Below are 20736 nucleotides of genomic sequence, written 5' to 3'. Positions count from 1 at the left end.
GCTGTCACGGGAACCTCAGACGACGGCACCGGCGCGGTAGCCGACGCCGCGCACCGTCGTGACGATCTTGGGGTTGTCGGGGTCCTTCTCGACCTTCGCGCGCAGTCGCTGCACGTGCACGTTCACCAGGCGCGTGTCGGCCTTGTAGTGATAGCCCCACACCTGCTCCAGCAGCATCTCGCGCGAGAACACCTGCTGCGGCTTCGAGGCGAGCGCGACCAGCAGCTCGAACTCGAGCGGAGTCAGCGCGATGGGCCCGTCGCCGCGGCGCACCTCGTGCGCGGCCACGTCGACGGTGAGGTCGCCGATGCGCAGCGTGTCGTTCGCGGGCTGGGACGCGGGACGCAGGCGCGTGCGGATGCGCGCGACGAGCTCCTTGGGGTTGAAGGGCTTGACGATGTAGTCGTCCGCGCCCGACTCGAGCCCCTTCACGACGTCGGCGGTGTCGGTCCGCGCGGTCAGCATGATGATCGGGATGCCGGACTCGGCACGGATGCGCGTGCAGATCTCGATGCCGTCCATGCCCGGGAGCATGAGGTCGAGCAGGATGAGCTCGGGACGCTCGGTCCGCCAGGCCTCGACGGCCTGGGCGCCGTCTGCGCAGAAGACCGTCTCGAATCCTTCCGTGCGCAGCACGATGCCGATCATCTCGGCGAGGGCGGTGTCATCGTCGACCACCAGGATGCGTGAAGTCATCGCGCGGGTTCGTTCCTTCTGTCCAGGCACGGGCCACGGCGAGCGCCGACCCCATGCGCTCCCCACAGAGTAGTCGACAGCGACCGCGGACCGCCCGAACCTCGCCTGAGCGCCCGCCGAGAGCCGCTGCGGGACCCCGCGCCGCGCCGGCCGTGGGAGCGGATGCGGCGTCCGGGTGATGTGGAACGATAGGGGCAACGGCGACCCGCACCGCCCTCGGCGCGGCGCCCACGCCAGAGAGGACCACCGTGACCGCGTACCCGGCTTGGACGCCGGCGTCCCGCCCCGGCATCATCCCGCTGCACCCGCTGACGTTCGGGACGATCCTGGGCCGCTCGTTCGCCGCGCTGCGCCAGAATCCCCGGGTCCTGCTCGGGTTCGCGCTGGTCGTGCAGACCCTCGCGTACCTCGTGGTGCTCGGCGGGGTCCTGCTGGTGATGTGGGCGTCGTTCTCGCGCCTGGACACCCTGCAGGAGGGCACCGACGAGTACGACACCGTGATGGCCGGCTCGATCGCGCTCACCGCGGTCGCGGGCATCGTCCTCTCGCTGGCGGCCGGGGCGCTGAGCGTGATCGTGCAGGGCATCGTCGTGGTGGAGGTCACGCACGCGGCGGTGGCCGAGAAGCTCACCCTCGGTGCGCTGTGGCGGCAGGTGAAGCCGATCGCGTGGCGCCTCATCGGCTACTCGCTGCTCGTGGTCCTGGCCGTCGCCGCACTCGTCGCCGCCGTGGTGCTGGCGGTCGTCGGCGTCGCGATCGTGGCCCCGCCTGCGGCCATCGCGCTCACGATCGTCGTGATCGTCGCCGCGATCCCCCTCACGTGGTGGCTCATGATCAAGCTGCTGCTCGTGCCCGCCGCCATCATCGTCGAGCACGCCACGATCCCGCAGGCGCTGTCGCGCTCGTGGACGCTGACGCGCGGCCGGTTCTGGCCGGCGCTGGGGATCATCCTCGTCATCAGCGTCATCTTCGCCACGGTCGCGCAGGTGGTGAGCATCCCGATGAGCTTCCTCTCGCTGGGGCTCACGACGATCATCGCGCCGACCGGCGACCCCGAGCCGACCGCCATCGTCGGCTTCCTCGCGGCGACGCTGCTGACCCAGGTGCTGACCCTGCTGCTGCAGTCCGTCGCCGTGGTGGTGCAGTCCACCGCGACGGCGCTCATCTACATCGACTGCCGCATGCGCCGCGAGGGCCTCGACCTCGATCTGCTGGCGTACGTGGAGCGACGGGATGCCGGGGCCGCCGGTCTGCCGGATCCCTACCGCGAGAACGTCGGGCGCGCCGTCGCCCCGCGCATCGCGCCCGGACCGTACGGCGCGCCCGGCTACGCCGCATACCCGCCCGGCTACGCGCAGCCGGTGTTCGGACCACGCGGGGCCGGGGCGCCCGGCTACGGCCCGCCCGCCGGCTACGGTCCCCCACCGGCGCACCCGGTATACGGGCCGCCTGCGGGCTACGGGCAGCCCGCGGGGTACGCCGCGGCTCCCGTGCAGCCGGCGCCGCCCGTGGCGCTCTCCGACGCTCCCGCGAGCCCCGCCGACGCGGACGCCGACGGTGCGGGCGGGCAGGATCCCGCACGACCCGGGACGCCCGCCGAGCCGGAGGCCTCGCCGACCACCTGGACCGCCCCCGGCGCCGCCCCGGACGGCGCCGACCGCGGGTCGCCGTGGTCCTGAACGCCGGGATGCTCCGCGTGTCCGCACGCCTCGCCGACGCCGTGCCGCCGCTGACCCCCGACGGCGACGAGGCGCGGCGCTGGGCCGAGGACGAGCTCGCCGACCCCGCCTACGACATCGCGGAACCCACGCCGATCGACCGCATCGCGCGGGCCGTCGGGGACTTCATCGCCTCACTGCTGAACCCGGACCTCACGGGGGGTCTGGGCACGACCTTCGCGCTCGTGGCAGCGGTGATCGTCGTGATCGTCATCGTCGCCGCCTTCCTGGTGTGGGGCATGCCCCGCGTCTCCCGCCGCGCAGCGCCGCGCGCGCCGATGCTGTTCGGCGAGCGCGAGCAGCGCAGCGCCGCGCAGCTGCGGGCCGCCGCCGAGGAGCGCGCCCGCGCGTCGGATTGGGACGCCGCGATCGTGCTGCGCTTCCGCGCGCTGGCACGGGGCTGCCTCGAGCGCGGCGTCGTCGACCCGCCGCCCGGTGCGACCGTCCACGCGTTCGCGCGGGCGGCGGCGAAAGCGTTCCCCTCGCTCGCCGATCGCCTCGAGGACGCCGCGACGGCGTTCGACGACGTCCGCTATCTCCGGCGGCCGGGGACCGGTGACCTCTACCGTCTCGTCGCGTCCGTCGACGACGCCGTGACCGCGGCACGTCCCGCGCTGCGCGAGGAGGTCCCCGCGTGAGTGCGACCCTCACCGCCCGCGCCGCGGACGGCCCGGGGACGACGGATGCCGCTCCCCCGGCGGACGCCGAGAGCCCGGGCGGGCAGCGGCCCGGCCGTCGCGTGGGCGCGTGGGTCGCCATCGCCCTGGCGCTGCTCGTCGTCGGCGGGGTGGGCGCGGCCGTCTCGGCCGCGAACGGGTGGGCCCAGCGCGGCGCGCTCGACCCCTCCTCGGCCGGCCCGACCGGCGCGCGCGCACTCGTGCAGATCCTGCGCACCCACGGCGTCGAGGTCGAGGTCGCGCGCGACCGCGAGGCGGCCCTCCAGGCGCTCGAGCGGTCCGCCGGGACGCTCGTGCTCCCCGACACGCCGGCGCTCTCGGACGAAGCGGTGAACACCCTCGTGGGCGCCGCCGGCGACGTGGTGCTGATCGAGCCGCGCGCCCGCACGCTGGATCTGCTGCTGCCGGGGTCGGCTCCCGCCGGCGTCGCGTCCGACGAGACCGCGCGCCCGGACTGCGACGTCGAGGACGCCGTCCGTGCCGGCGCCGTGCGGCCCTGGGGCGTGTACACGCCGGGCGCGGACACGGCGTCCTGCTACCCGTCCGCCGGCGGCTACGGCCTGCTCGTGCACGAGACCGACCGCGGCCGCGTCGCCGCCGTCGACGGCCGCGCGCTCTTCACCAACGAGCGGCTCGCCGACGACGGCAACGCCGCCCTCGCCGTGAACCTGATGGGGCGGCATGCGCTCGTCGTCTGGTACGTTCCGGGACTCGGCGACACCGACATCGCGGATGCCGATCCGTCGCTCGGCGAGCTCACGCCCCCCTGGGTCAGTCCCGTCATCGTGCTGCTGCTGGTGGCAGGGATCGCGGCCGGCGTCTGGCGGGGCCGGCGCTTCGGCCCGCTCGTGGCCGAGCGGCTGCCCGTGACGGTGCGCGCCTCCGAGACCACCGAGGGCCGCGCCCGCCTGTACGCGCGGGCCCGGGACCCGCTGCACGCCGCGGACCGGCTCCGGATCGGGGCGCTGCGGCGCCTCGCCGGGCTGCTGGGCCTCGCGGCGAACGCGGCCGCGCCCGAGATCGCCGACGCGGCCGCGGGCCGCGTGGGGCTGGACCGTGCGGCGGTGCGCGGCATCCTGATCGACGACATCCCCCGCAGCGACGCCGAGCTCGTCGCGCTGAGCTCACGACTGCGACAACTCGAGGACGCCGTCCGCGCGGCCGTCCGCCCTGAAAGGAGCCCCCGATGACGGACACCCCCGCAGGCCCCCGGCCGCCGGCCGCCGACGCCGCTGCCGAGGCGCGGCCCACGTCGCCCGAGCCGGCCGGCTTCGACGACGCCGCACTGCGGGAGGCGATGAACCGCGTGCGCCTCGAGGTCGGCAAGGCGGTGGTCGGCCAGGACGGCACCGTCACCGGTCTGCTCATCGCGCTCCTCGCGCGCGGGCACGTGCTGCTGGAGGGGGTGCCCGGCGTCGCGAAGACGCTCCTCGTGCGGGCGTTCTCGACCGCGCTGGGCCTGGACACCAAGCGCATCCAGTTCACTCCCGACCTCATGCCCGGAGACGTGTCGGGCTCGCTGGTGTACGACGCGCGGACGGGAGAGTTCGAGTTCCGCGAGGGGCCGGTGTTCACTCACGTCGTGCTCGCCGACGAGATCAACCGGACGCCGCCGAAGACGCAGGCCGCGCTGCTGGAGGCGATGGAGGAGCGTCAGGTCTCGACCGACGGAGTGACGCGCCGCCTCCCCGATCCGTTCCTCGTCGCCGCGACGCAGAACCCGATCGAGCACGAGGGCACGTACACGCTGCCCGAGGCGCAGCTGGACCGGTTCCTGCTCAAGCTCGTCGTGGACGTGCCGGCGCGTGAGGCCGAGCTGGCAGTCCTCCGTCGGCACGCCGGCGGCTTCGATCCGCGCGATCTCGCCGCCGCCGGCCTGCGACGGGCCGCCACGGCCGACGAGCTCCGCGCAGCGCAGCGGGCCGCGGCATCCGTCACCGTCTCGGACGACGTCCTCGGCTACGTCGTCGACCTCGCCCAGGCCACGCGGAGCAGCCCGTCGGTGCAGCTGGGCGTGAGCCCGCGTGCCGCCACCGCGCTGCTCGCGGCGGCCAAGGCGTGGGCGTGGCTCGGCGGCTACCCCGCGATCACGCCCGATCACGTGCAGACGATGCTCCTGCCGACGTGGCGCCACCGCATCCGCCTGCGCCCCGACGCCGAGCTCGAGGGCGTCTCGGTCGACGCGGTGCTGGGCTCGGTGGTCCAGCAGACGCGCGTGCCGATCTGACGCCGATGTACGTCACCGGTCGCCTTCCGCTGCTCGTGGCCCTCGGAGCCGTGCCCGTCGTGCTGCTCTCGGCGGCGGGGATGGACGCGTGGCTCGCGGCGGCGGGCTGGGTGGTGCTGTGCCTGGCCGCGGCCCTCGGCGACGCCGCCGCCGCGCCCGATCCGCGCCGGATCGCCGTGACCAGGCGGCTGCCGCGACGCGTGCTGCTCGGGCAGCCGGTGCTCTCGGAGCTGGTGCTGCGCAACACCGGCGATCGAGCCGTGCGGGGCCGCGTGCGTGACGCGTGGCAGCCGACCGCGGGGGCACCGCCCGAGCGACCGACGATCGCCATCCCTCCCGGCGAGGCCCGCACCGTCCGCATCCCGCTCCTCCCCCGTCGGCGCGGCGAACTGAGGTCGCGCTTCGTCGTCGTGCGCTCGGACGGTCCGCTGCGGCTCGCAGGGCGTCAGGCGCGGCTGGACTCCGCGGGCACGGTGCGCGTGCTGCCGCCGTTCACCGCGAGGCGCCACCTGCCGTCACGGCTCGCGCGGCTGCGCGAGCTCGACGGCAACACCAGCGTGCAGGTGCGCGGACAGGGCACGGAGTTCGACAGCCTGAGGGAGTACGTCCGCGGCGACGACGTGCGATCGATCGACTGGCGGGCGACCGCGAGGTCCAGCACCACGATGCTGCGCACGTGGCGACCCGAGCGCGATCGCCACGTCGTCATCGTGATCGACACCGGACGCACCGCTGCCGCACGTGTCGGGGACGGCGTGCGGATGGACGCCGCGATGGAGTCCGCTCTCCTGCTGGCCGCCCTCGCCACGCGGGCGGGCGACCACGTGCATCTGCTCATGTTCGACCGCACCGTCCGCGCCCGCGTCACGCGGGTCGACGGCCCCTCCCTCCTGCCCGCGATGGTCGACGCGATGGCGCCGGTCGAGCCGCAGCTGATCGACACCGACTGGGATGCGGCGTTCGCACACGTGCGCGCGCTCACCTCGCGCCCGTCGCTCGTCGTGCTCCTGACCGCGCAGGACGCCCCCGAGGCCGCCCGCGGCTTCCTCGGGTCGCTGCCCGCACTCTCGCGAGCAGCCCACGTGCTGGTCGGCACCGTGACGGACGAGCCCGACGAGCTTCCCGAGCGGCCGGACGCCGCCGACGTGTACCGCGCCGCCGCGGTCGAGCGGAGCGCGCACGACGCCGCCGTCGTCGCGGCCGCCGTCGCGCGCGCCGGCGGCGAGGCCATCGCCGCGACGCCCGAGGACCTGCCGCCGCGGATCGCCGACCGCTACCTCGCCCTCAAGGCGGCGGGGCGCCTCTGAGCGGAAACTCCGCACCGATCCTGGGAATCCGCTGAGGATGCCGATACCCTCGCGGCGAGGAAAGGAGTCCGCAGATGTCGGATACCACCATCCCGCCGACCACGGTGAACAGGCTCGTCGCGGAGGCTCTGGGAACGTTTCTGCTCGTCTTCGGCGGCGTCGGCGCGGCGCTGTTCGCGGCGAGCTTCCCGGCCGGGTCGGAGAGCAACCCGCTGGGCATCGCCTTCGTCGGCGTCTCCCTCGCGTTCGGACTCACCGTCGTGGCGGGCGCCTACGCGTGGGGCCCGATCTCGGGCGGCCACTTCAACCCGGCCATCACGCTCGGCCTCGCGGCGGCCGGGCGGTTCGAATGGAACAAGACGATCGGCTACATCGTCGCGCAGCTGATCGGAGGCGCGCTGGGCACCACCGTCATCGTGCTGATCGGCCTGTTCGGCACCGACGACTGGCTGGCGAACGCACAGGACGGCGGCTTCGCCGCCAACGGGTTCGGCACCGGTGAGTTCGGCTCGCCCGGCGGGTTCGGCATGGGGGCGGCGATCGTCGCGGAGATCGTGCTGACGGCGATCTTCGTGCTCATCATCCTCGGGGTCACCAATCCCACGCGCGGAACGGCGCCGCTCGCACCCCTCGCCATCGGCCTCACGCTCACCCTGATCCACCTCATCTCGATCCCCATCGACAACACGTCGGTGAACCCGGCCCGCTCGATCGCCTCGGCGATCTACGGCGGCCCGGATGCGCTGCTCCAGCTGTGGGTGTTCATCGTCTTCCCGATCGTCGGAGGTCTCCTCGCCGGCGTCCTGCACCGCGCGCTCTTCGAGCCCAAGGGCACGCTGCCGCCCGTGCAGGCGGAGGCGCGCGTCAAGTAGGCGCCGACACGACGGAGCGGCCCCCCCCCCATGGGGGGCGGGCCGCTCTGTCGTGGCCGTCGTTCAGACGAGGTCGAAGCGGTCGAGCTCGGTGACCTTGCCCCACGCCTTGACGAAGTCGCGCACGAACTTCTCGGTGGCGTCGTCGGAGGCGTACACCTCGGCGACGGCACGCAGCTCCGAGTTCGACGCGAACAGCAGGTCGACCCGGGTGCCGATGCCGACCGGCTCGCCCGAGCCGTCCTTGGCGCCCGAGAAGGCGTGCGAGCCCGGGTCGAGCGGCTTCCAGGTGGTGCCGAGGTCCAGCAGGTTCACGAAGAAGTCGTTCGTGAGAACGCCCTTGCGATCGGTGAACACGCCGTAGTCCGAGTCGTCCCAGTTCGCGCCGAGCACGCGAAGCCCGCCGACGAGCACGGTCATCTCCGGCGCGCTGAGCGTCAGCAGGTTCGCGCGGTCGATGAGGTGGTGCTCCTCGGGCATGAACGCCTGCGGCCCGTAGTAGTTGCGGAATCCGTCCGCCGCCGGCTCGAGGAACGCGAACGACGCGGCATCCGTCTGCTCCTGCGTGGCGTCGGTGCGACCGGGGTGGAAGACCACCTCGGCCTCGACGCCCGCGTCCTCGGCAGCCTTCTCGACCGCCGCGTTGCCGGCGAGCACGATGAGGTCGGCCAGCGACACCTTCTTGCCGTCGGTGCGGCCGTCGTTGAACGCGGCCTGGATCTGCTCGAGCTGCGCGAGCACCGTCGCCAGCTGGGCGGGCTTGTTGACCTCCCAGTCCTTCTGCGGCGCGAGGCGGATGCGGGCGCCGTTGACGCCGCCGCGCTTGTCGCTGCCGCGGAACGAGGATGCCGCGGCCCACGTCGTCTCGACGAGCTGCGTGACGGTGAGACCGGAGTCGAGGATCCGTGCCTTGAGCGCCGCCGCGTCCGCCGCGTCGATGAGCTCGTGGTCGACGGCCGGGACGCGGTCCTGCCACAGGAGCTCCTCCGCCGGGACCTCGGGGCCGAGGTAGCGGTCGATCGGGCCCATGTCGCGATGGGTGAGCTTGAACCACGCCCGCGCGAACGCGTCGGCGAACGCCTCGGGGTCGTCCTTGAAGCGGCGCGAGATCCTGTCGTACTCGGGGTCGGTGCGCAGCGCGAGGTCGCTCGTCAGCATGCGGGGCTCGCGCCGGCCGTTCGAGTGGGCCATCGGCACCATGTCGGCGCCGCCGCCGTTGACCGGGCGCCACTGGTGGCCGCCGCCGGGGCTGCGCATGAGCTCCCAGTCGTACGCGTAGAGGATGTGGAAGAACTCGTTGTCCCAGCGCGTGGGGTGGTAGGTCCAGGTGACCTCGAGACCCGAGGTGATGGTGTCGTCGCCGTGCCCGGTGCCGTGGTTGTTCTTCCAGCCCAGGCCCTGCTGCTCGAGGCCGGCGGCCTCGGGGTTGTCCTCGACGTTCGTGTCGGGCGCGGCGCCGTGGGTCTTGCCGAACGTGTGGCCGCCGGCGATCAGCGCGACGGTCTCCTCGTCGTCCATCGCCATGCGACCGAAGGTCTCGCGGATGTCGCGGGCCGACGCGAGCGGATCGGGGTTGCCGTTGGGCCCCTCCGGGTTGACGTAGATGAGTCCCATCTGCACGGCGGCGAGGGGCTTCTCGAGGTCGCGCTCGCCCGAGTAGCGCTCGTCGGCGAGCCAGGTGGTCTCGGGGCCCCAGTACACGTCGGCGTCGGGCTCCCACACGTCGGCACGACCGCCGGCGAACCCGAAGGTGCGGAAGCCCATCGACTCGAGCGCCACGTTGCCGGCGAGGATCATCAGGTCGGCCCACGAGATCGACTGGCCGTACTTCTTCTTCACCGGCCACAGCAGGCGGCGGGCCTTGTCGAGGTTGACGTTGTCGGGCCAGCTGTTCAGCGGCGCGAAGCGCTGCTGGCCGGCCCCGCCGCCACCGCGGCCGTCGGTCACGCGGTACGTTCCCGCGCTGTGCCAGGCCATGCGGATCATCAGCGGACCGTAGTTGCCGAAGTCGGCCGGCCACCAGTCCTGCGAGGTGGTGAGGGTCTGGGCGATGTCGGCCTTGACCGCCGCGAGGTCGAGCGCCTCGAAGGCGGCCTTGTAGTCGAAGTCGTCGCCGAGCGGGTTCGCCACGGCCGGGTTCTTGGCGAGGATCTTGAGGTTCAGCTGGTTCGGCCACCACACGCTGTTCGCGTTGCCCGTCGTCGGGTGCGGCTGACCGCCGCCGTGGATGACCGGGCACGACTCGTCGAGATTCGGGCGCGGACGCGTCTCGCCGTCCTCGCGCTCGTCGACGGGGGTGTCGATCGGCGTGACCGCCTGGTCGGTGTTGGGCAGGTCCTCACCGATCTCGGGGATGATCTCGTTGCTGTCGGTCATGGCTTCCTTCCAATCGGGATGGGCTGTCGGGTCGGAGTGAGTCAGGATGCGGCGGGCACGGCGCGCCCGGGGGCGGCGCCGCCGGCGTCCTCCGCCGCGCACGCGGGGCACACGCCCCAGAAGGTCACCTCGGCGACCTGCAGCGCGTAGCCGTGGGTGTCGGCGGGCGTGAGACACGGCGCCTCGCCCACCACGCAGTCGACGTCCTGCACGGCGCCGCAGCGCGAGCAGATGAGGTGGTGGTGGTTGTCGTCGACCCGCAGCTCGAACAGGCCGGGTCGACCCGCCGGCTCGATACGGCGCGCGAGTCCGGCGTCGACGAAGTCGCCCAGTGCGTTGTAGACGGACTGCAGGCTCGTGCCGGGCACCGTGCGAGCCACGACGCCGTAGAGCTCGTCCGCGCTGGCGTGCGGACGCTCGACGAGAGCGGCGACGACCGCGCGCCGGGACTCGGTCACCCGCAGGCCGGCCGCGCGCAGCCGCGCGATCGGGTCGACGTGCGCAGCGTCGAGGTGGGGGGCCGGAGTCACCCCTTCATCGTAGCTTTGTTTTGAGTCATTCAAAACAGTGGTAATGGCTCAGCCGGCGACGAGCGTCGGGGTGCCCGTCTCGTACTCGGTGAGGTCGCCCGTCTCCCCCAGCCGGTGCGCGCGGCGTCCCACGACCAGCATGTAGACGAGGAACAGCGCGAGCGCGGCCGCGCCGATGCCGATCTTGACCGGCCACGGCCAGGGCTGCGCCGTGACGAAGCCCTCGATGAGCCCGGAGACGCCGAGGGCGATGACGAGCCCGATCGCGATCGTGGCCAGCGAGCGGCCCGTCGCCGCGAGCGCCTCGCCGCGCGAGCGGGCGCCGGGCGCCACCCAGGCCCAGAAGATGTGCAGCCCGGCCGCGCCGGCGACGAAGATGCAGGTCAGCTCGAGGAGGCCGTGCGGGAGGATGAAGAGGACGAAGACGTCGGCACGGTCGAACGCCGTCATCACGGCGGCGGCGGTGCCGACGCCGACGGCGTTCTGGACCAGCACCATGACCGGCCACACGCCCGTGATGCCGAACAGCACGCACTGCGCCGCGATCCAGGCGTTGTTGGTCCATACGGTGCCGGCGAACACGGCTGCCGGGTTCTCGCTGTAGTACTCGGTGAAGTCGTTCTCGGCGTACTGCTCGAGCTGCGCACGGCTGCCCAGACTCGCCACGAGCGCGGCGTCCTGCGAGACCCACAGGGCCACGATCGTGACGACCATCAGGAACGCCGCCGCGATGACGAGCGTCGTCCAGCGCACGCGGTACAGCGCCGCCGGCAGCTGGAGCGCGAAGAACCGCGGGATCTGCCGCATGACGTTCTCGGGGGCGCCGGTGAGCCGCAGCCGCGCCCTGCCGAGCATGGTCGACACGTGGTCGCTCTGGATGCTCCGCCCGGCCGACGTCTTCGCGTCGGCGAGATCGGCGGATGCCGCCCGGTACCGCGTCACCAGCTCGTCGACCTCCGCGCCCGACAGGCGCCGCGCGCGGCTGAGCTCGTCCAGCCGGGCCCACTCCTGGCGACGGGCGGCCGTGAGCGCGTCGAGGTCCATGCGCTTTACTGTAGCCATGAGCGCTCCGCCGTCCGTCCCGCCGCCGAGCGTCTCCCGCGGCGCCGTCGTCGACATCCACCAGGACGAGGTCCTCACCGGCGAGGCGGTCGCGCTGGACGTCCAGCCGCTGGGCTTCTTCCTCCGGGCGCTCGGCGTACTGATCGACATGCTGATCGGCGTCGCGATCCTGCTGCTGTTCGCGTGGGGGATGCTCTGGCTCGTGGGCGTAGGGGCCGTGGACAGCACGGTGGTGCCGATCCTGACGATCGTCGTGCTCGTTCTCGTGATGGTCGTGATCCCGACGGTCGTCGAGACGACCACGCACGGCCGCAGCCTCGGCCGCCTCGCCGTGGGCGGGCGCATCGTCCGCACGGACGGCGGAGCGGCGGGCTTCCGGCACGCGTTCATCCGCGCCCTCGTCGGCGTCTTCGAGCTGTGGTTCACGCTCGGCGCCGTCGCCGCCCTCGTCGGCGCGTTCACGCCGCGGTCGCAGCGACTCGGCGACCTCGTCGCGGGCACCTACTCCGAGCGCACGCGCACGCCCCGCCTGCCCGACGCGTGGATCGGCGTTCCGCCGGCCCTCACCGGGTGGGCGGCGGTCGCCGATGTCGCCCGGCTGCCCGAGCCGCTCTCGCGCCGCATCTCGCAGTTCTCGCGGTCGGCGACGAGCATGCAGCCGGCCGCGCGCACGCGGGTGGCGGCATCCCTCGCACGAGAGGCGGCTGAGCACGTCTCGCCGGTGCCGCCCGTCGATCCCGAGACGTTCCTCATCGGCGTGATGGCGCTGCGTCGCGATCGCGAGCTGCGGGCGCTGCAGCTGGAGACCGCCCGCGCGGACGCCCTGTCAGGACCGGCGGCGTCCCCGCCGCGCGGCTTCCCGGAGCGCTGATCCGCGCCGCTGCGGCGCGATGCCTCAGTAGCGGTAGTGGTCGAGCTTGTACGGCCCCTGGACGGGAACGCCGATGTAGTCGGCCTGCTCCTCGGTCAGCGTGGTCAGCTTCACCCCGAGGGCGTCGAGGTGAAGGCGAGCGACCTTCTCGTCGAGGTGCTTGGGAAGCGTGTACACCGCGGTCGGATACTCGTCGCGCCGGGTGAACAGCTCGATCTGGGCGAGCACCTGGTTGGTGAAGGAGGCGCTCATGACGAATGACGGATGCCCCGTCGCATTGCCCAGGTTGAGCAGCCGGCCCTCGCTCAGCACGAGCACGCTGCGTCCGTTGGGCAGGCGCCATTCGTGCACCTGCGGCTTGATCTCGACCTTTTCGGCGCCGGGGAGCGACTCGAGCCCGGCCATGTCGATCTCGTTGTCGAAGTGCCCGACGTTGCCGACGATCGCCAGATGCTTGAGGGAGAGCAGATCGTCGACGGTGACGACGTCCTTGTTGCCCGTGCCCGTGATGAGGATGTCGACCTGGCCGGCGACATCGGCGAGCGGCGCCACCTGGTAGCCGTCCATCGCGGCCTGCAGCGCGCAGATCGGATCGACCTCGCTCACGATCACGCGGGCGCCCTGCCCGCGCAGCGCCTCGGCCGCGCCCTTGCCCACGTCGCCGTAGCCGCACACGAAGGCGACCTTGCCGCCCATCAGCACGTCGGTCGCACGGTTGATGCCGTCGGGGAGCGAGTGGCGGATGCCGTACTTGTTGTCGAACTTGGACTTCGTGACCGAGTCGTTGACGTTGATCGCCGGGAAGAGCAGATCGCCGGATGCCGCCAACTCGTACAGGCGGTGGACGCCTGTCGTGGTCTCCTCCGTGACGCCCAGCAGGTCCGCTGCCATACGCGTGAACCGCTGCGGATCGCGCGCGATGCTCGCGCGGATCGTGTCGAGGATGATCCGGTACTCGGCCGGGTCGCCGGGCGCGGCATCCGGCACCGCCCCGTCCTTCTCGAACTCGACGCCCTTGTGCACGAGGAGGGTCGCGTCACCGCCGTCGTCGAGGATCATGTTCGGGCCGTCGAAGCCCTCGGCCGACCAGTCGAAGATGCGGTCGGCGAGGCGCCAGTACTCCTCGAGGGTCTCGCCCTTCCACGCGAACACCGGCACGCCGGCCGGCGCGTCGACGGTGCCGGCCGGACCGACGACGACGGCCGCGGCCGCCTCGTCCTGGGTGGAGAAGATGTTGCAGCTGGCCCAGCGCACCTGCGCGCCGAGGGCGACCAGGGTCTCGATGAGCACGGCCGTCTGCACCGTCATGTGCAACGACCCGGCGATGCGGGCGCCCTTCAGCGGCTGCGACGCACCGAACTCCTCGCGCAGCGCCATGAGGCCCGGCATCTCGTTCTCGGCCAGGCGCAGCTGGTGGCGTCCCGCCTCGGCCAGCGAGAGGTCGGCGACCTCGAACTCGAAAGCGGAGGCTGCTGCCTCAGCAGCGGGGGCGCCGGCGGGCGCGACAGAGGTGTGGGTCGGCATCCGCCCATTCTCCCATGCGGATCCGGCGCACGAACGGGCTCAGGCGCGCAGGGTCTCGTGGCGCACCACCACCCAGCCCTTGGGAACCGAGAGCCGGTCGGTGTGGATCGCGCACAGGTCGTGCGCGTGCGGGTCGCCCACCGCGCCGAGGGGGCCGAGAGCCGCCATCTGGTCGCCGTAGTCGTAGGTGAGCGTCGACACCGCCTCACGGGCGCAGCCGACTTTGGAGCAGACTCTCTCGCGCATCGGCTCGACGCTACTGCCCCATCGACGGGAGCGACGGATGCCGCGCCGCGGCGACCTGCGCGAGACCTAGGATGGGGGCATGGCGTGGCGTCGGACCCGGACCAGCGACCGCGTGGCGCGGCGGGCGTCGCGACACGGACGCCACGGGCGCGAGGGGCGGAGCTCCGTCGTCCGACCGCCGCTGCCCCCGCTGGACACCCGCGTGGACCGCTTCGACCTGTCCGTGGGAACGGCGGCGGAGTTCCTGCGCTCGGCCTGGTCGGAGCTGCGCGACGTGCGGTTCGAGGTCGCCGACATGCCTGCCGCGACCGGCGCCGACGGCATCCCCCGCTGGACGGTCCTGCCCGCCGAGCGACGCATCATCCTGTACCGGCTCCCCATCGAGCGGCTGAGCCACCTGCACCGCGACGACGAGCTGCATCGACGCATGCTCGTGGAGGGCGCCGTGTTCCGGGCCGCGGCGGAGTACCTCGACCGCGACCCGTGGGATCTCGGGCCGGAGCGCTTCCGGTACTTTTGACGCGACTCGGATCAATGCGACGAAGGAGCGTTGATGCGAGTCGGTGCTCACGGGTAGACGACGATCTCCGGCGTGGCGACGTCGGCCGGCCAGATCGGGAAGCCGGCGAGCGCGCCGTCGCCGGCGAACGTCAGCCCCGCCCGCACCGGCGCGTCGGGCTCGAACAGGTACAGCGTGCGGGGAGCGAGACGCACGGACACCGATCCGAGGGCGGGAACCGTGAGGTCCATCGTCGAGCCGCCGTCGGCGGCGACCACGCCGACGGTGACGGCCTCCGCGGCGGGATTCACGATCGAGAGCGTCGGCGTCGGGCCGCCGGGCGTCGCGAACAGCGACGGCACCGCGACCTCGGGCGACGGCGTGTACCACGCGAAGTCGTCGCCCTCTTCGACGCCCGTGGTCTGCCAGACCGCCGAGACGACGGGGGCGTCCGCCTCCACCGTCACCGTGTAGGTTCCGGTGCTGAGGCCGTCCAGCGCGAACGCCAGCGGGCGTCCCTCTTCGAGCGCCACCTCCTGCGGCTCGCGCACCGACTCCGCACGTCCCACCGCATTGACGGTGACCCGGGCGGTGGCCGCGGCAGAGGGCGACAGCATCCGCAGCACGGTGGCCTCCGCCGGGGCCTCTGCCGCGCCGTCGTCCTCGCCGGTGTCGGGCTCGACGGTGACGCCGGTGATCACGGTGCGGGTCTCCGCCTGCGGCACGGGGCCGACCTGGTCGACCCCGCCCGGCGTGAGGGTGCGGATGATGCTCGCCTGCAGCGAGGCGTGGATGGGGGCGCCGACCGCGGAGACCCGTACGACGGGCGTCTCCTCGCCGAGCGCGAGGCCCGCCAGCGGAATGACCCGCTGCGTGCCGGGGGCGATCACGAGGTCCGAGCCGCCGGGGGGAACCTGCGGCCCGTCGACGCCGTACACGGTGAGCTGCACGGTCGCCGCCACCGTCCCCGGATTCGACAGCAGCACCAGATCCGCCGCACCCGTCGTCGCCGACCCGCCCACCAGCCACGAGTCCAGCAGCGGGGGGCGACACGCCGACGCGGCGAATCCGGCGAGGTCGGGCTCCGCCGCGGTGGCGGAGCCGGTGGCGGCGATGTCCACCGCCTCGTCGCCGACCGGCTGGGCGACGAACGCGACGGGGCCCTCGCCCACGTCCACCGTCTCGAGCCGCTCCTCGTCGGCGGGCTCACCCTCGGCCACGCCGCCGACGACGGACTGCGGCACGGCCACCTGAACGGCGTCGGCGTCGGTCGGGTCCCGCCCGATCGTCAGGAGCGCACCGTCGCACACGATCATCGACGCCGCGGGCGCCGGCGTGGCCGTCACCTCCAGCGGCGAGCGCGCGAGGGTCGGCCACGGCAGCCAGACCGCCGTCACCACCGCGATCGCGGCACAGATCGACACCGCCGTGCCGATGAGGAGGCGGGCGCTCGAGGTCGCCCACCGGAACACGCGTCGGTCGCTCATCGTCCCTCCTGCCAGTGCGGTCCCACGATCCGCGGCGTGCGCCGCGCCTGGCGCAGCGACGCGCCCGTCGGCACGGCCAGGAGCAGCGCGATGCCGAAGACGACGAGCTGCGCGGCGGCGATCCACCACGCGATCATCGACACGGATGCCGGCTCCCCAGGCCGCTCGGCCACCTCGTCGACGACGCGCCACAGCTCGCCCTTCGCGGTGTCGCCCACGACCACGAGCGTCTCGCGCTGACCGAGCGCCGTCATCGCCGACAGGCGCACCGTGCGGGCGGCGTCGGTCTCGGGCGGTGTGGCCGGCGCCAGCAGGATGAAGCCGATGCCGCTCTCGCCCAGCTGCGCGACGACGTCCTCGGAGGACGGCGTCACGAGGTCCGCGGCGAGCCTGGCCAGCTCGGCGTCCTGCGCCGTGGGCTCTGTGCGGGCGGACAGCAGGGTGGTCTGGCCGCCGATCGTCTCACTCGCGCCCCACACCACCTGGGCGGCGACACCGGAGTCGGCCTGCGGGGTCAGCACGATCGTCCCGACGTCCGGATCCTCGCGGCCCTCCGCGGCGACGAACGCCGGGAGGGTGCTGGCCGGGCCGTTGGCGAGCGTCGCCGCACCGCGGGTGAACGCGGTGAGGGAGGGCAGCGCGAGCACCACGGCGCACCCGAAGACGAGCGCGGCGGCGACGCCCCGCACGAGGGCGACCCGCGGCGCGAGCCCGGCATCCAGTGCCACGAGCGCGCCGCCGAGCGCTCCCAGCCAGGCGAGGCTCAGCGCGGTTCCCGGCCACAGCGGCACGGTGAGCGACTGGATGAACTGGACCGACACGCCCGCGGCCGCGAAGGCCGTCGCCAGTCCGAGCGCCGTCACGACGAGGAGGCCGGTGCCCACGGCCCAGCGCTGCGTGAGCGGGGCCGCCAGGGCGAGGAGCGCGAGCGGGACGCTCAGCAGCGGCACCCACCACGTCGGGCCCTCCGGGAGGAGCGCTGCCCATCCGGCGAGGTCGGGAGTCGGGATGCCCGCCGCGAGCAGGGCCCGACCAGCGGCGTCCGCCGCGACCTGGGGTCCCGGCCACGGGACGCCGGGGTCGGCCACGAGGCTCCAGGCGCTGCCGCCCGCGAGGCTGTGCCAGACGAGGGGCAGCGCGAGGGCGATGGTGGGCACGAGCGCCCAGATCAGCCGCGCCACGCCGTGCCCCGCCCGGCCGAAGACGGCCAGCAGCACCGCGCCGATCCAGATCAGCGCCATCGCGGGGGCGAGGGACGGCGCGGTCGCGAGCACGGCGGCCAGCAGGATCGAGGCGGCACCCGCACCCGCCCAGGAGCGGTGGGCGACCGAGCCGGCGTAGAACAGCCACGGCAGGAGCAGGTGCAGGATCACACCGGTCGGCCGGCCCTGCATGAGGGCGATCACGAAGGTGGGAGCGAGCGCCCAGACGGCGCCGCCGAGGAGTCGGAGCCCCGAGCGCTCGGTGACGCGCGTCGCCGCGAACCATCCGCCCAGAGCGGCGAGCGGGAGCGCGGCGATCCACAGCAGCACGAGCCCGCGGGACGGCGCCCACGGCGAGAGCGAGCCGAGGACGGCGACGACCGCCGCGAACGGGTCGGCCGGCCCGATGGTCGCAAGGCCGAGGGCACGCTGCCCGAAAGCCGCGTCGTTCCACAGCTGCCCCACCGTCGTCGTGAGGGGCTGCAGCGCTCCCCCGCCCAGCACCGGCCAGGCCAGGAGCGCGGGGAAGGCGGCGATGGATCCGACCAGCGCCGCGAGCACCAGCCACGCGCCGCCGCCGGAGAAGAACCGCAGGTCGCTGCGCCGGTGTCCGCCGATCGCGACCTCGGGCTCGTCGTCCAGCCGCTCGCGCAGCTCGGCCTGACTGGTCCGCAGCGGCGCCAGCAGCGCCCACGACGCCGTGCGGGCGTTGCGCAGGCGCCGCCGCCCGCGCCACACGGACGCGAACCCGACGAGCGCGACGGCGGCCGCCGCCCACTCGGGCGCGATGCGGCCCGGCTGCTTGCGGGCGAGGTCCGCGATGGTCCGCCACACCGCGAGCGGCAGGATCGTCAGCCAGTGCAGCGGCACCGCCGGCGCCGGCGCGTACACGAGGCGGCGGTGCAGCTGCGCCAGGCGAACGGCGTACGCCGTTCGGCGCCGCCGCTGCGGCGTGAGCGGAACGGGAAGGCCTGCCACGCCGTCCCCTGCGACGGCGACCAGCGCGCTGGGCACCAGCGAGACGCGCCCGCCGGCGAGCCGTGCGCGCACCCCCAGATCCAATCCCTCGTCCGCGCCCGCGAGGCCCCGGTCGAGTCCGCCGAGTCGCTTCCAGGCGTCGGCGCGGATCAGGATGCCGCGCACGTCGGTGCCGAGCACGTCTTCGCGGGCGTCGTGCTGACCCTGGTCCAGCTCGTCGTCGGCGAGCCCGACCGAGCGCCCGAAGCGCGTCATGCCCACGCCGAGGGACACGATCTCGGAGCGGTCGTCCCACCGCACGAGCTTGGGGGCGACGAAGGCGACCGACGGCGACCGCTCCAGCGCGCCGAGCAGTCGCGCCAGCGCGTCCGGCTCGGGTGCGGTGTCCTGGGCCAGGAGCCATACCACGCCGTCGCCGAGATCGTCCGTGGCCTGCGCCACGGCGGCGGCGAATCCGGTCGACGCCGGCGCGCGCAGGATGACGTCTGGCCTGCCGGCATCGGCGACCTCGAACAGATGGTCGTCGCCGCCGCAGACGACGACGGTCAGCGTGTCGACCGAACGCGACTGCTGTCCGAGCGCCGCGAGGCTCCGGCGGAGATGGAACGCGGCCGGAGTGCGCCCGTCGGGACGCACGACCAGGACGGCGTGGACTCTGTTCGGCGTGTCGGCGGGCATGTCTTCGTCAGCCTAGGCGTGCAGATCCGTCACGCCGGGCGAACGCGCCGGGCCGACCGGATCGGACCGGTCGGCCCGGGCGTGCGTTCAGCCCGCTCGGCGCTTCAGCTTGCGACGCTCCCGCTCGCTCAGCCCGCCCCAGATGCCGAACCGCTCGTCATTCTGCAGCGCGTACTCGAGACATTCCCCCCGAACGTCGCACGACGTGCAGATGCGCTTGGCATCTCTGGTGGAGCCGCCCTTCTCAGGGAAGAACGCCTCCGGATCGGTCTGCGCACAGAGTGCGTCGGTCTGCCACGCGAGCGGATTGTCTTCTTCCGCGTCGACGTTGCGGCGTACCCCCGGAACCCCCAGTTGAACCGGATCGACGAACCAGTCGTCGGGAACGCCGGAACGGAATTGCGAAACCGTCATGTCGTTCTCACCCCCCGAGATCCTGCTCCACGCTGGTGCGTGTACGGCTAATTACACCCGTGTAGTTCGGTGAGGTCAAGTCGCAGATAGTAAAGGCTCAACCGACTCTTGAACCTTCACGACGCGCCGACGGCGTGTCGCACTGTGTAACGGTCCGGTGAGAAAGCCGCCCTGGGGCGTCCTCACCGCCCCGGCAGCGCGATGAACAGCTCACCCTCGCCCGACACGCGCACTCCCCGCTCGTCCGGGGTGACGAGCACCGCGGCGCCCGGCACCAGCTCCGCCCGTCCGCCCGAGGCGCGACCCGACACGGTGACGGCGCCGCCGGTCGCGAGGGCGATCGCTGGCCCCTCGAGCGGCACGTCGATGCCCGCGTCGTCGCGCGGCGAGGCGGTCAGCAGCGCGAAGTCCTCGACCGGGACGTCGTAGCGACCGACGCCGTCGCCGACCGGCCGCGCCCGGATCACGGGCGGAAGGCCCGGCGCGGGGTCGAGCACGCCGACCAGCTCCGCGGCATCCACGTGCTTGGGGGTCAGGCCGCCGCGCAGCACGTTGTCGCTGGCTGCCATGAGTTCCACGCCGAGCCCCTCGAGGTAGGCATGCAGGACCCCCGCCGGCACGAACAGCCCCTCGCCGCGGCGCAGGGTCACGAGGTTCATCAACAGCGCGACGACGATGCCGGGGTCGCCGGGGAACGCCTCGTCCAGCGCGCGGGCGAGCTCCAGCTCGGCGGCGAACTCGTCGGAGCGGGCGGCGACCGCGGCGGCGATGATCTCCTTCGCCGCGTCGGCGCCGTCCGACAGCACCCAGCCGATGACGGCCGCGAGCGAGGCATCCGGATCGGCGAGCCTGTCGGCCAGCGGAGCCGCTCCCGCACCCAGCTCGTGCACGAGGCGGCGCGTCGCGTCGATCTCGCGCAGCCCCGCCAGCGCGCGGAAGGTCTCGCTCAGCGCCACGATGAGCTCCGGCTTGTGGTTGCGGTCGCGGTAGGTGCGCTCGCCCGCGTCCCGGGGGATCCCGGCGGCCTCCTCGCGCGCGAAGCCGGCTTCTGCCTGGGCGATGGAGGGATGCGCCTGGATGGACAGGGCGGATGCCGCAGCCAGGAGCTTCAGCAGGTACGGCAGCGGCCCGTCCACGCCGACGGCGGCGCCGTCCTCGGCGATCCAGCGGTCCAGCGTGCGCCCGTCCGGGGTGTCGGCCGGGTCCCCCGGGTGGTCGCCGAACCACACCTCGGCCTCGGGGCGGCCGGACGGCTCGCGCCCTTCGAGCTCTGCCAGCAGGGACGGGGAGCCCCACGCGTAGTCGCGGGGGTCGTTCGCAAGCGGAATCAGCACGCGCCTCAGCCTAGCCACGGCCCTCGCACCCCTCCTCG

Annotated in this window: 18 protein-coding genes; 8 read left to right on the top strand and 10 right to left on the bottom strand. The window is 73.5% G+C overall.

The genetic code is table 11. The features are described from left to right. Positions 1-15: 15 nt before the first annotated feature. Positions 16-696: an MtrAB system response regulator MtrA gene (mtrA, locus tag V6R91_RS30750; RefSeq protein ID WP_336398493.1), complete on the bottom strand. Its 681-nt coding sequence runs from the start codon at positions 694-696 to the stop codon at positions 16-18. 248 nt (positions 697-944) lie between these two features. Here mtrA and V6R91_RS30745 point away from each other — a divergent pair, with 248 nt between their 5' ends. The 6 genes from V6R91_RS30745 to aqpZ all read left to right on the top strand — a co-directional run bounded on the left by V6R91_RS30745 (position 945) and on the right by aqpZ (position 7497). Continuing rightward, on the top strand, positions 945-2375 hold the full coding sequence (locus V6R91_RS30745) for a glycerophosphoryl diester phosphodiesterase membrane domain-containing protein (RefSeq protein ID WP_336398492.1): 1431 nt from the start codon (positions 945-947) through the stop codon (positions 2373-2375). Beyond that, on the top strand, positions 2366-3052 hold the full coding sequence (locus V6R91_RS30740; protein WP_336398627.1) for a DUF4129 domain-containing protein: 687 nt from the start codon (positions 2366-2368) through the stop codon (positions 3050-3052). Before V6R91_RS30745 ends, V6R91_RS30740 begins: the two co-directional genes overlap by 10 nt. Next, complete coding sequence (locus V6R91_RS30735; RefSeq protein WP_336398491.1) at positions 3049-4281, top strand: DUF4350 domain-containing protein; 1233 nt, start codon at positions 3049-3051, stop codon at positions 4279-4281. Before V6R91_RS30740 ends, V6R91_RS30735 begins: the two co-directional genes overlap by 4 nt. Further along, positions 4278-5318: an AAA family ATPase gene (locus V6R91_RS30730; RefSeq protein WP_442928202.1), complete on the top strand. Its 1041-nt coding sequence runs from the start codon at positions 4278-4280 to the stop codon at positions 5316-5318. Before V6R91_RS30735 ends, V6R91_RS30730 begins: the two co-directional genes overlap by 4 nt. 5 nt (positions 5319-5323) lie before the next feature. After that, a complete protein-coding gene (locus V6R91_RS30725; protein WP_336398490.1) occupies positions 5324-6625 on the top strand; it encodes a DUF58 domain-containing protein in 1302 nt (433 codons plus the stop codon). A gap of 74 nt (positions 6626-6699) precedes the next feature. After that, the gene (aqpZ, locus tag V6R91_RS30720; RefSeq protein ID WP_336398489.1) at positions 6700-7497 is read left to right on the top strand and encodes an aquaporin Z; all 798 of its coding nucleotides are present in this window, start codon (positions 6700-6702) and stop codon (positions 7495-7497) included. A gap of 63 nt (positions 7498-7560) precedes the next feature. Here aqpZ and katG read toward each other — a convergent pair whose 3' ends face one another. Genes katG through V6R91_RS30705 form a run of 3 tightly spaced genes read right to left on the bottom strand, consistent with a single transcriptional unit; the run spans position 7561 to position 11447 of the window. After that, positions 7561-9873 carry a catalase/peroxidase HPI gene (gene katG, locus V6R91_RS30715; protein WP_336398488.1) on the bottom strand — a complete coding sequence of 771 codons (2313 nt, stop codon included), beginning with the start codon at positions 9871-9873 and terminating at the stop codon, positions 7561-7563. A 41-nt stretch (positions 9874-9914) separates the two neighbouring features. Next, complete coding sequence (locus V6R91_RS30710) at positions 9915-10403, bottom strand: Fur family transcriptional regulator (RefSeq protein ID WP_336398487.1); 489 nt, start codon at positions 10401-10403, stop codon at positions 9915-9917. 48 nt (positions 10404-10451) lie between these two features. Next, positions 10452-11447 (bottom strand): stage II sporulation protein M, encoded by a 996-nt coding sequence (locus V6R91_RS30705; protein WP_336398486.1) that lies wholly within the window; start codon positions 11445-11447, stop codon positions 10452-10454. Positions 11448-11463: 16 nt separating this feature from the next. Between V6R91_RS30705 and V6R91_RS30700 the strand changes: the two genes are divergently transcribed. Continuing rightward, complete coding sequence (locus V6R91_RS30700) at positions 11464-12336, top strand: RDD family protein (RefSeq protein ID WP_336398485.1); 873 nt, start codon at positions 11464-11466, stop codon at positions 12334-12336. A gap of 24 nt (positions 12337-12360) precedes the next feature. Here V6R91_RS30700 and ahcY read toward each other — a convergent pair whose 3' ends face one another. Further along, on the bottom strand, positions 12361-13860 hold the full coding sequence (gene ahcY / locus V6R91_RS30695) for an adenosylhomocysteinase (protein ID WP_336398484.1): 1500 nt from the start codon (positions 13858-13860) through the stop codon (positions 12361-12363). A 39-nt stretch (positions 13861-13899) separates the two neighbouring features. Further along, positions 13900-14106 (bottom strand): DUF3499 family protein, encoded by a 207-nt coding sequence (locus V6R91_RS30690; RefSeq protein WP_109210080.1) that lies wholly within the window; start codon positions 14104-14106, stop codon positions 13900-13902. A gap of 79 nt (positions 14107-14185) precedes the next feature. On the opposite strand from V6R91_RS30690, the gene V6R91_RS30685 reads away from it, so the two are divergent. Beyond that, the gene (locus V6R91_RS30685) at positions 14186-14626 is read left to right on the top strand and encodes a metallopeptidase family protein (protein ID WP_336398483.1); all 441 of its coding nucleotides are present in this window, start codon (positions 14186-14188) and stop codon (positions 14624-14626) included. A 47-nt stretch (positions 14627-14673) separates the two neighbouring features. On the opposite strand, the gene V6R91_RS30680 is transcribed toward V6R91_RS30685, so the two are convergent. From V6R91_RS30680 to manA, 4 genes are all read right to left on the bottom strand, one after another. Next, positions 14674-16092, bottom strand: coding sequence for a DUF5719 family protein (locus tag V6R91_RS30680; protein ID WP_336398482.1), 1419 nt, complete (start codon positions 16090-16092; stop codon positions 14674-14676). Then, positions 16089-18950: a glycosyltransferase family 2 protein gene (locus V6R91_RS30675; protein WP_336398481.1), complete on the bottom strand. Its 2862-nt coding sequence runs from the start codon at positions 18948-18950 to the stop codon at positions 16089-16091. The genes V6R91_RS30680 and V6R91_RS30675 overlap by 4 nt, the downstream gene beginning before the upstream one ends. An 87-nt stretch (positions 18951-19037) precedes the next feature. Continuing rightward, the gene (locus tag V6R91_RS30670; protein WP_194397809.1) at positions 19038-19364 is read right to left on the bottom strand and encodes a WhiB family transcriptional regulator; all 327 of its coding nucleotides are present in this window, start codon (positions 19362-19364) and stop codon (positions 19038-19040) included. 182 nt (positions 19365-19546) lie between these two features. Continuing rightward, the gene (manA, locus tag V6R91_RS30665; protein WP_336398480.1) at positions 19547-20698 is read right to left on the bottom strand and encodes a mannose-6-phosphate isomerase, class I; all 1152 of its coding nucleotides are present in this window, start codon (positions 20696-20698) and stop codon (positions 19547-19549) included. Positions 20699-20736 lie beyond the last annotated feature (38 nt).

The sequence above is a fragment of the Microbacterium sp. CCNWLW41 genome, from assembly GCF_037083505.1.
This window is presented reverse-complemented; position numbering and strand designations above follow the sequence as displayed.

Bases quoted from the DNA above. Each gene is read 5' to 3' on its own strand.
- V6R91_RS30670 (WP_194397809.1), bottom strand. From the start codon at position 19,364: ATGACGGTTTCGCAATTCCGTTCCGGCGTTCCCGACGACTGGTTCGTC.
- V6R91_RS30675 (WP_336398481.1), bottom strand. From the start codon at position 18,950: ATGCCCGCCGACACGCCGAACAGAGTCCACGCCGTCCTGGTCGTGCGT.
- V6R91_RS30700 (WP_336398485.1), top strand. From the start codon at position 11,464: ATGAGCGCTCCGCCGTCCGTCCCGCCGCCGAGCGTCTCCCGCGGCGCC.
- V6R91_RS30680 (WP_336398482.1), bottom strand. From the start codon at position 16,092: ATGAGCGACCGACGCGTGTTCCGGTGGGCGACCTCGAGCGCCCGCCTC.
- katG (WP_336398488.1), bottom strand. From the start codon at position 9,873: ATGACCGACAGCAACGAGATCATCCCCGAGATCGGTGAGGACCTGCCC.
- ahcY (WP_336398484.1), bottom strand. From the start codon at position 13,860: ATGCCGACCCACACCTCTGTCGCGCCCGCCGGCGCCCCCGCTGCTGAG.
- V6R91_RS30690 (WP_109210080.1), bottom strand. From the start codon at position 14,106: ATGCGCGAGAGAGTCTGCTCCAAAGTCGGCTGCGCCCGTGAGGCGGTG.
- V6R91_RS30705 (WP_336398486.1), bottom strand. From the start codon at position 11,447: ATGGACCTCGACGCGCTCACGGCCGCCCGTCGCCAGGAGTGGGCCCGG.
- aqpZ (WP_336398489.1), top strand. From the start codon at position 6,700: ATGTCGGATACCACCATCCCGCCGACCACGGTGAACAGGCTCGTCGCG.
- V6R91_RS30730 (WP_442928202.1), top strand. From the start codon at position 4,278: ATGACGGACACCCCCGCAGGCCCCCGGCCGCCGGCCGCCGACGCCGCT.
- V6R91_RS30725 (WP_336398490.1), top strand. From the start codon at position 5,324: ATGTACGTCACCGGTCGCCTTCCGCTGCTCGTGGCCCTCGGAGCCGTG.
- V6R91_RS30685 (WP_336398483.1), top strand. From the start codon at position 14,186: ATGGCGTGGCGTCGGACCCGGACCAGCGACCGCGTGGCGCGGCGGGCG.
- mtrA (WP_336398493.1), bottom strand. From the start codon at position 696: ATGACTTCACGCATCCTGGTGGTCGACGATGACACCGCCCTCGCCGAG.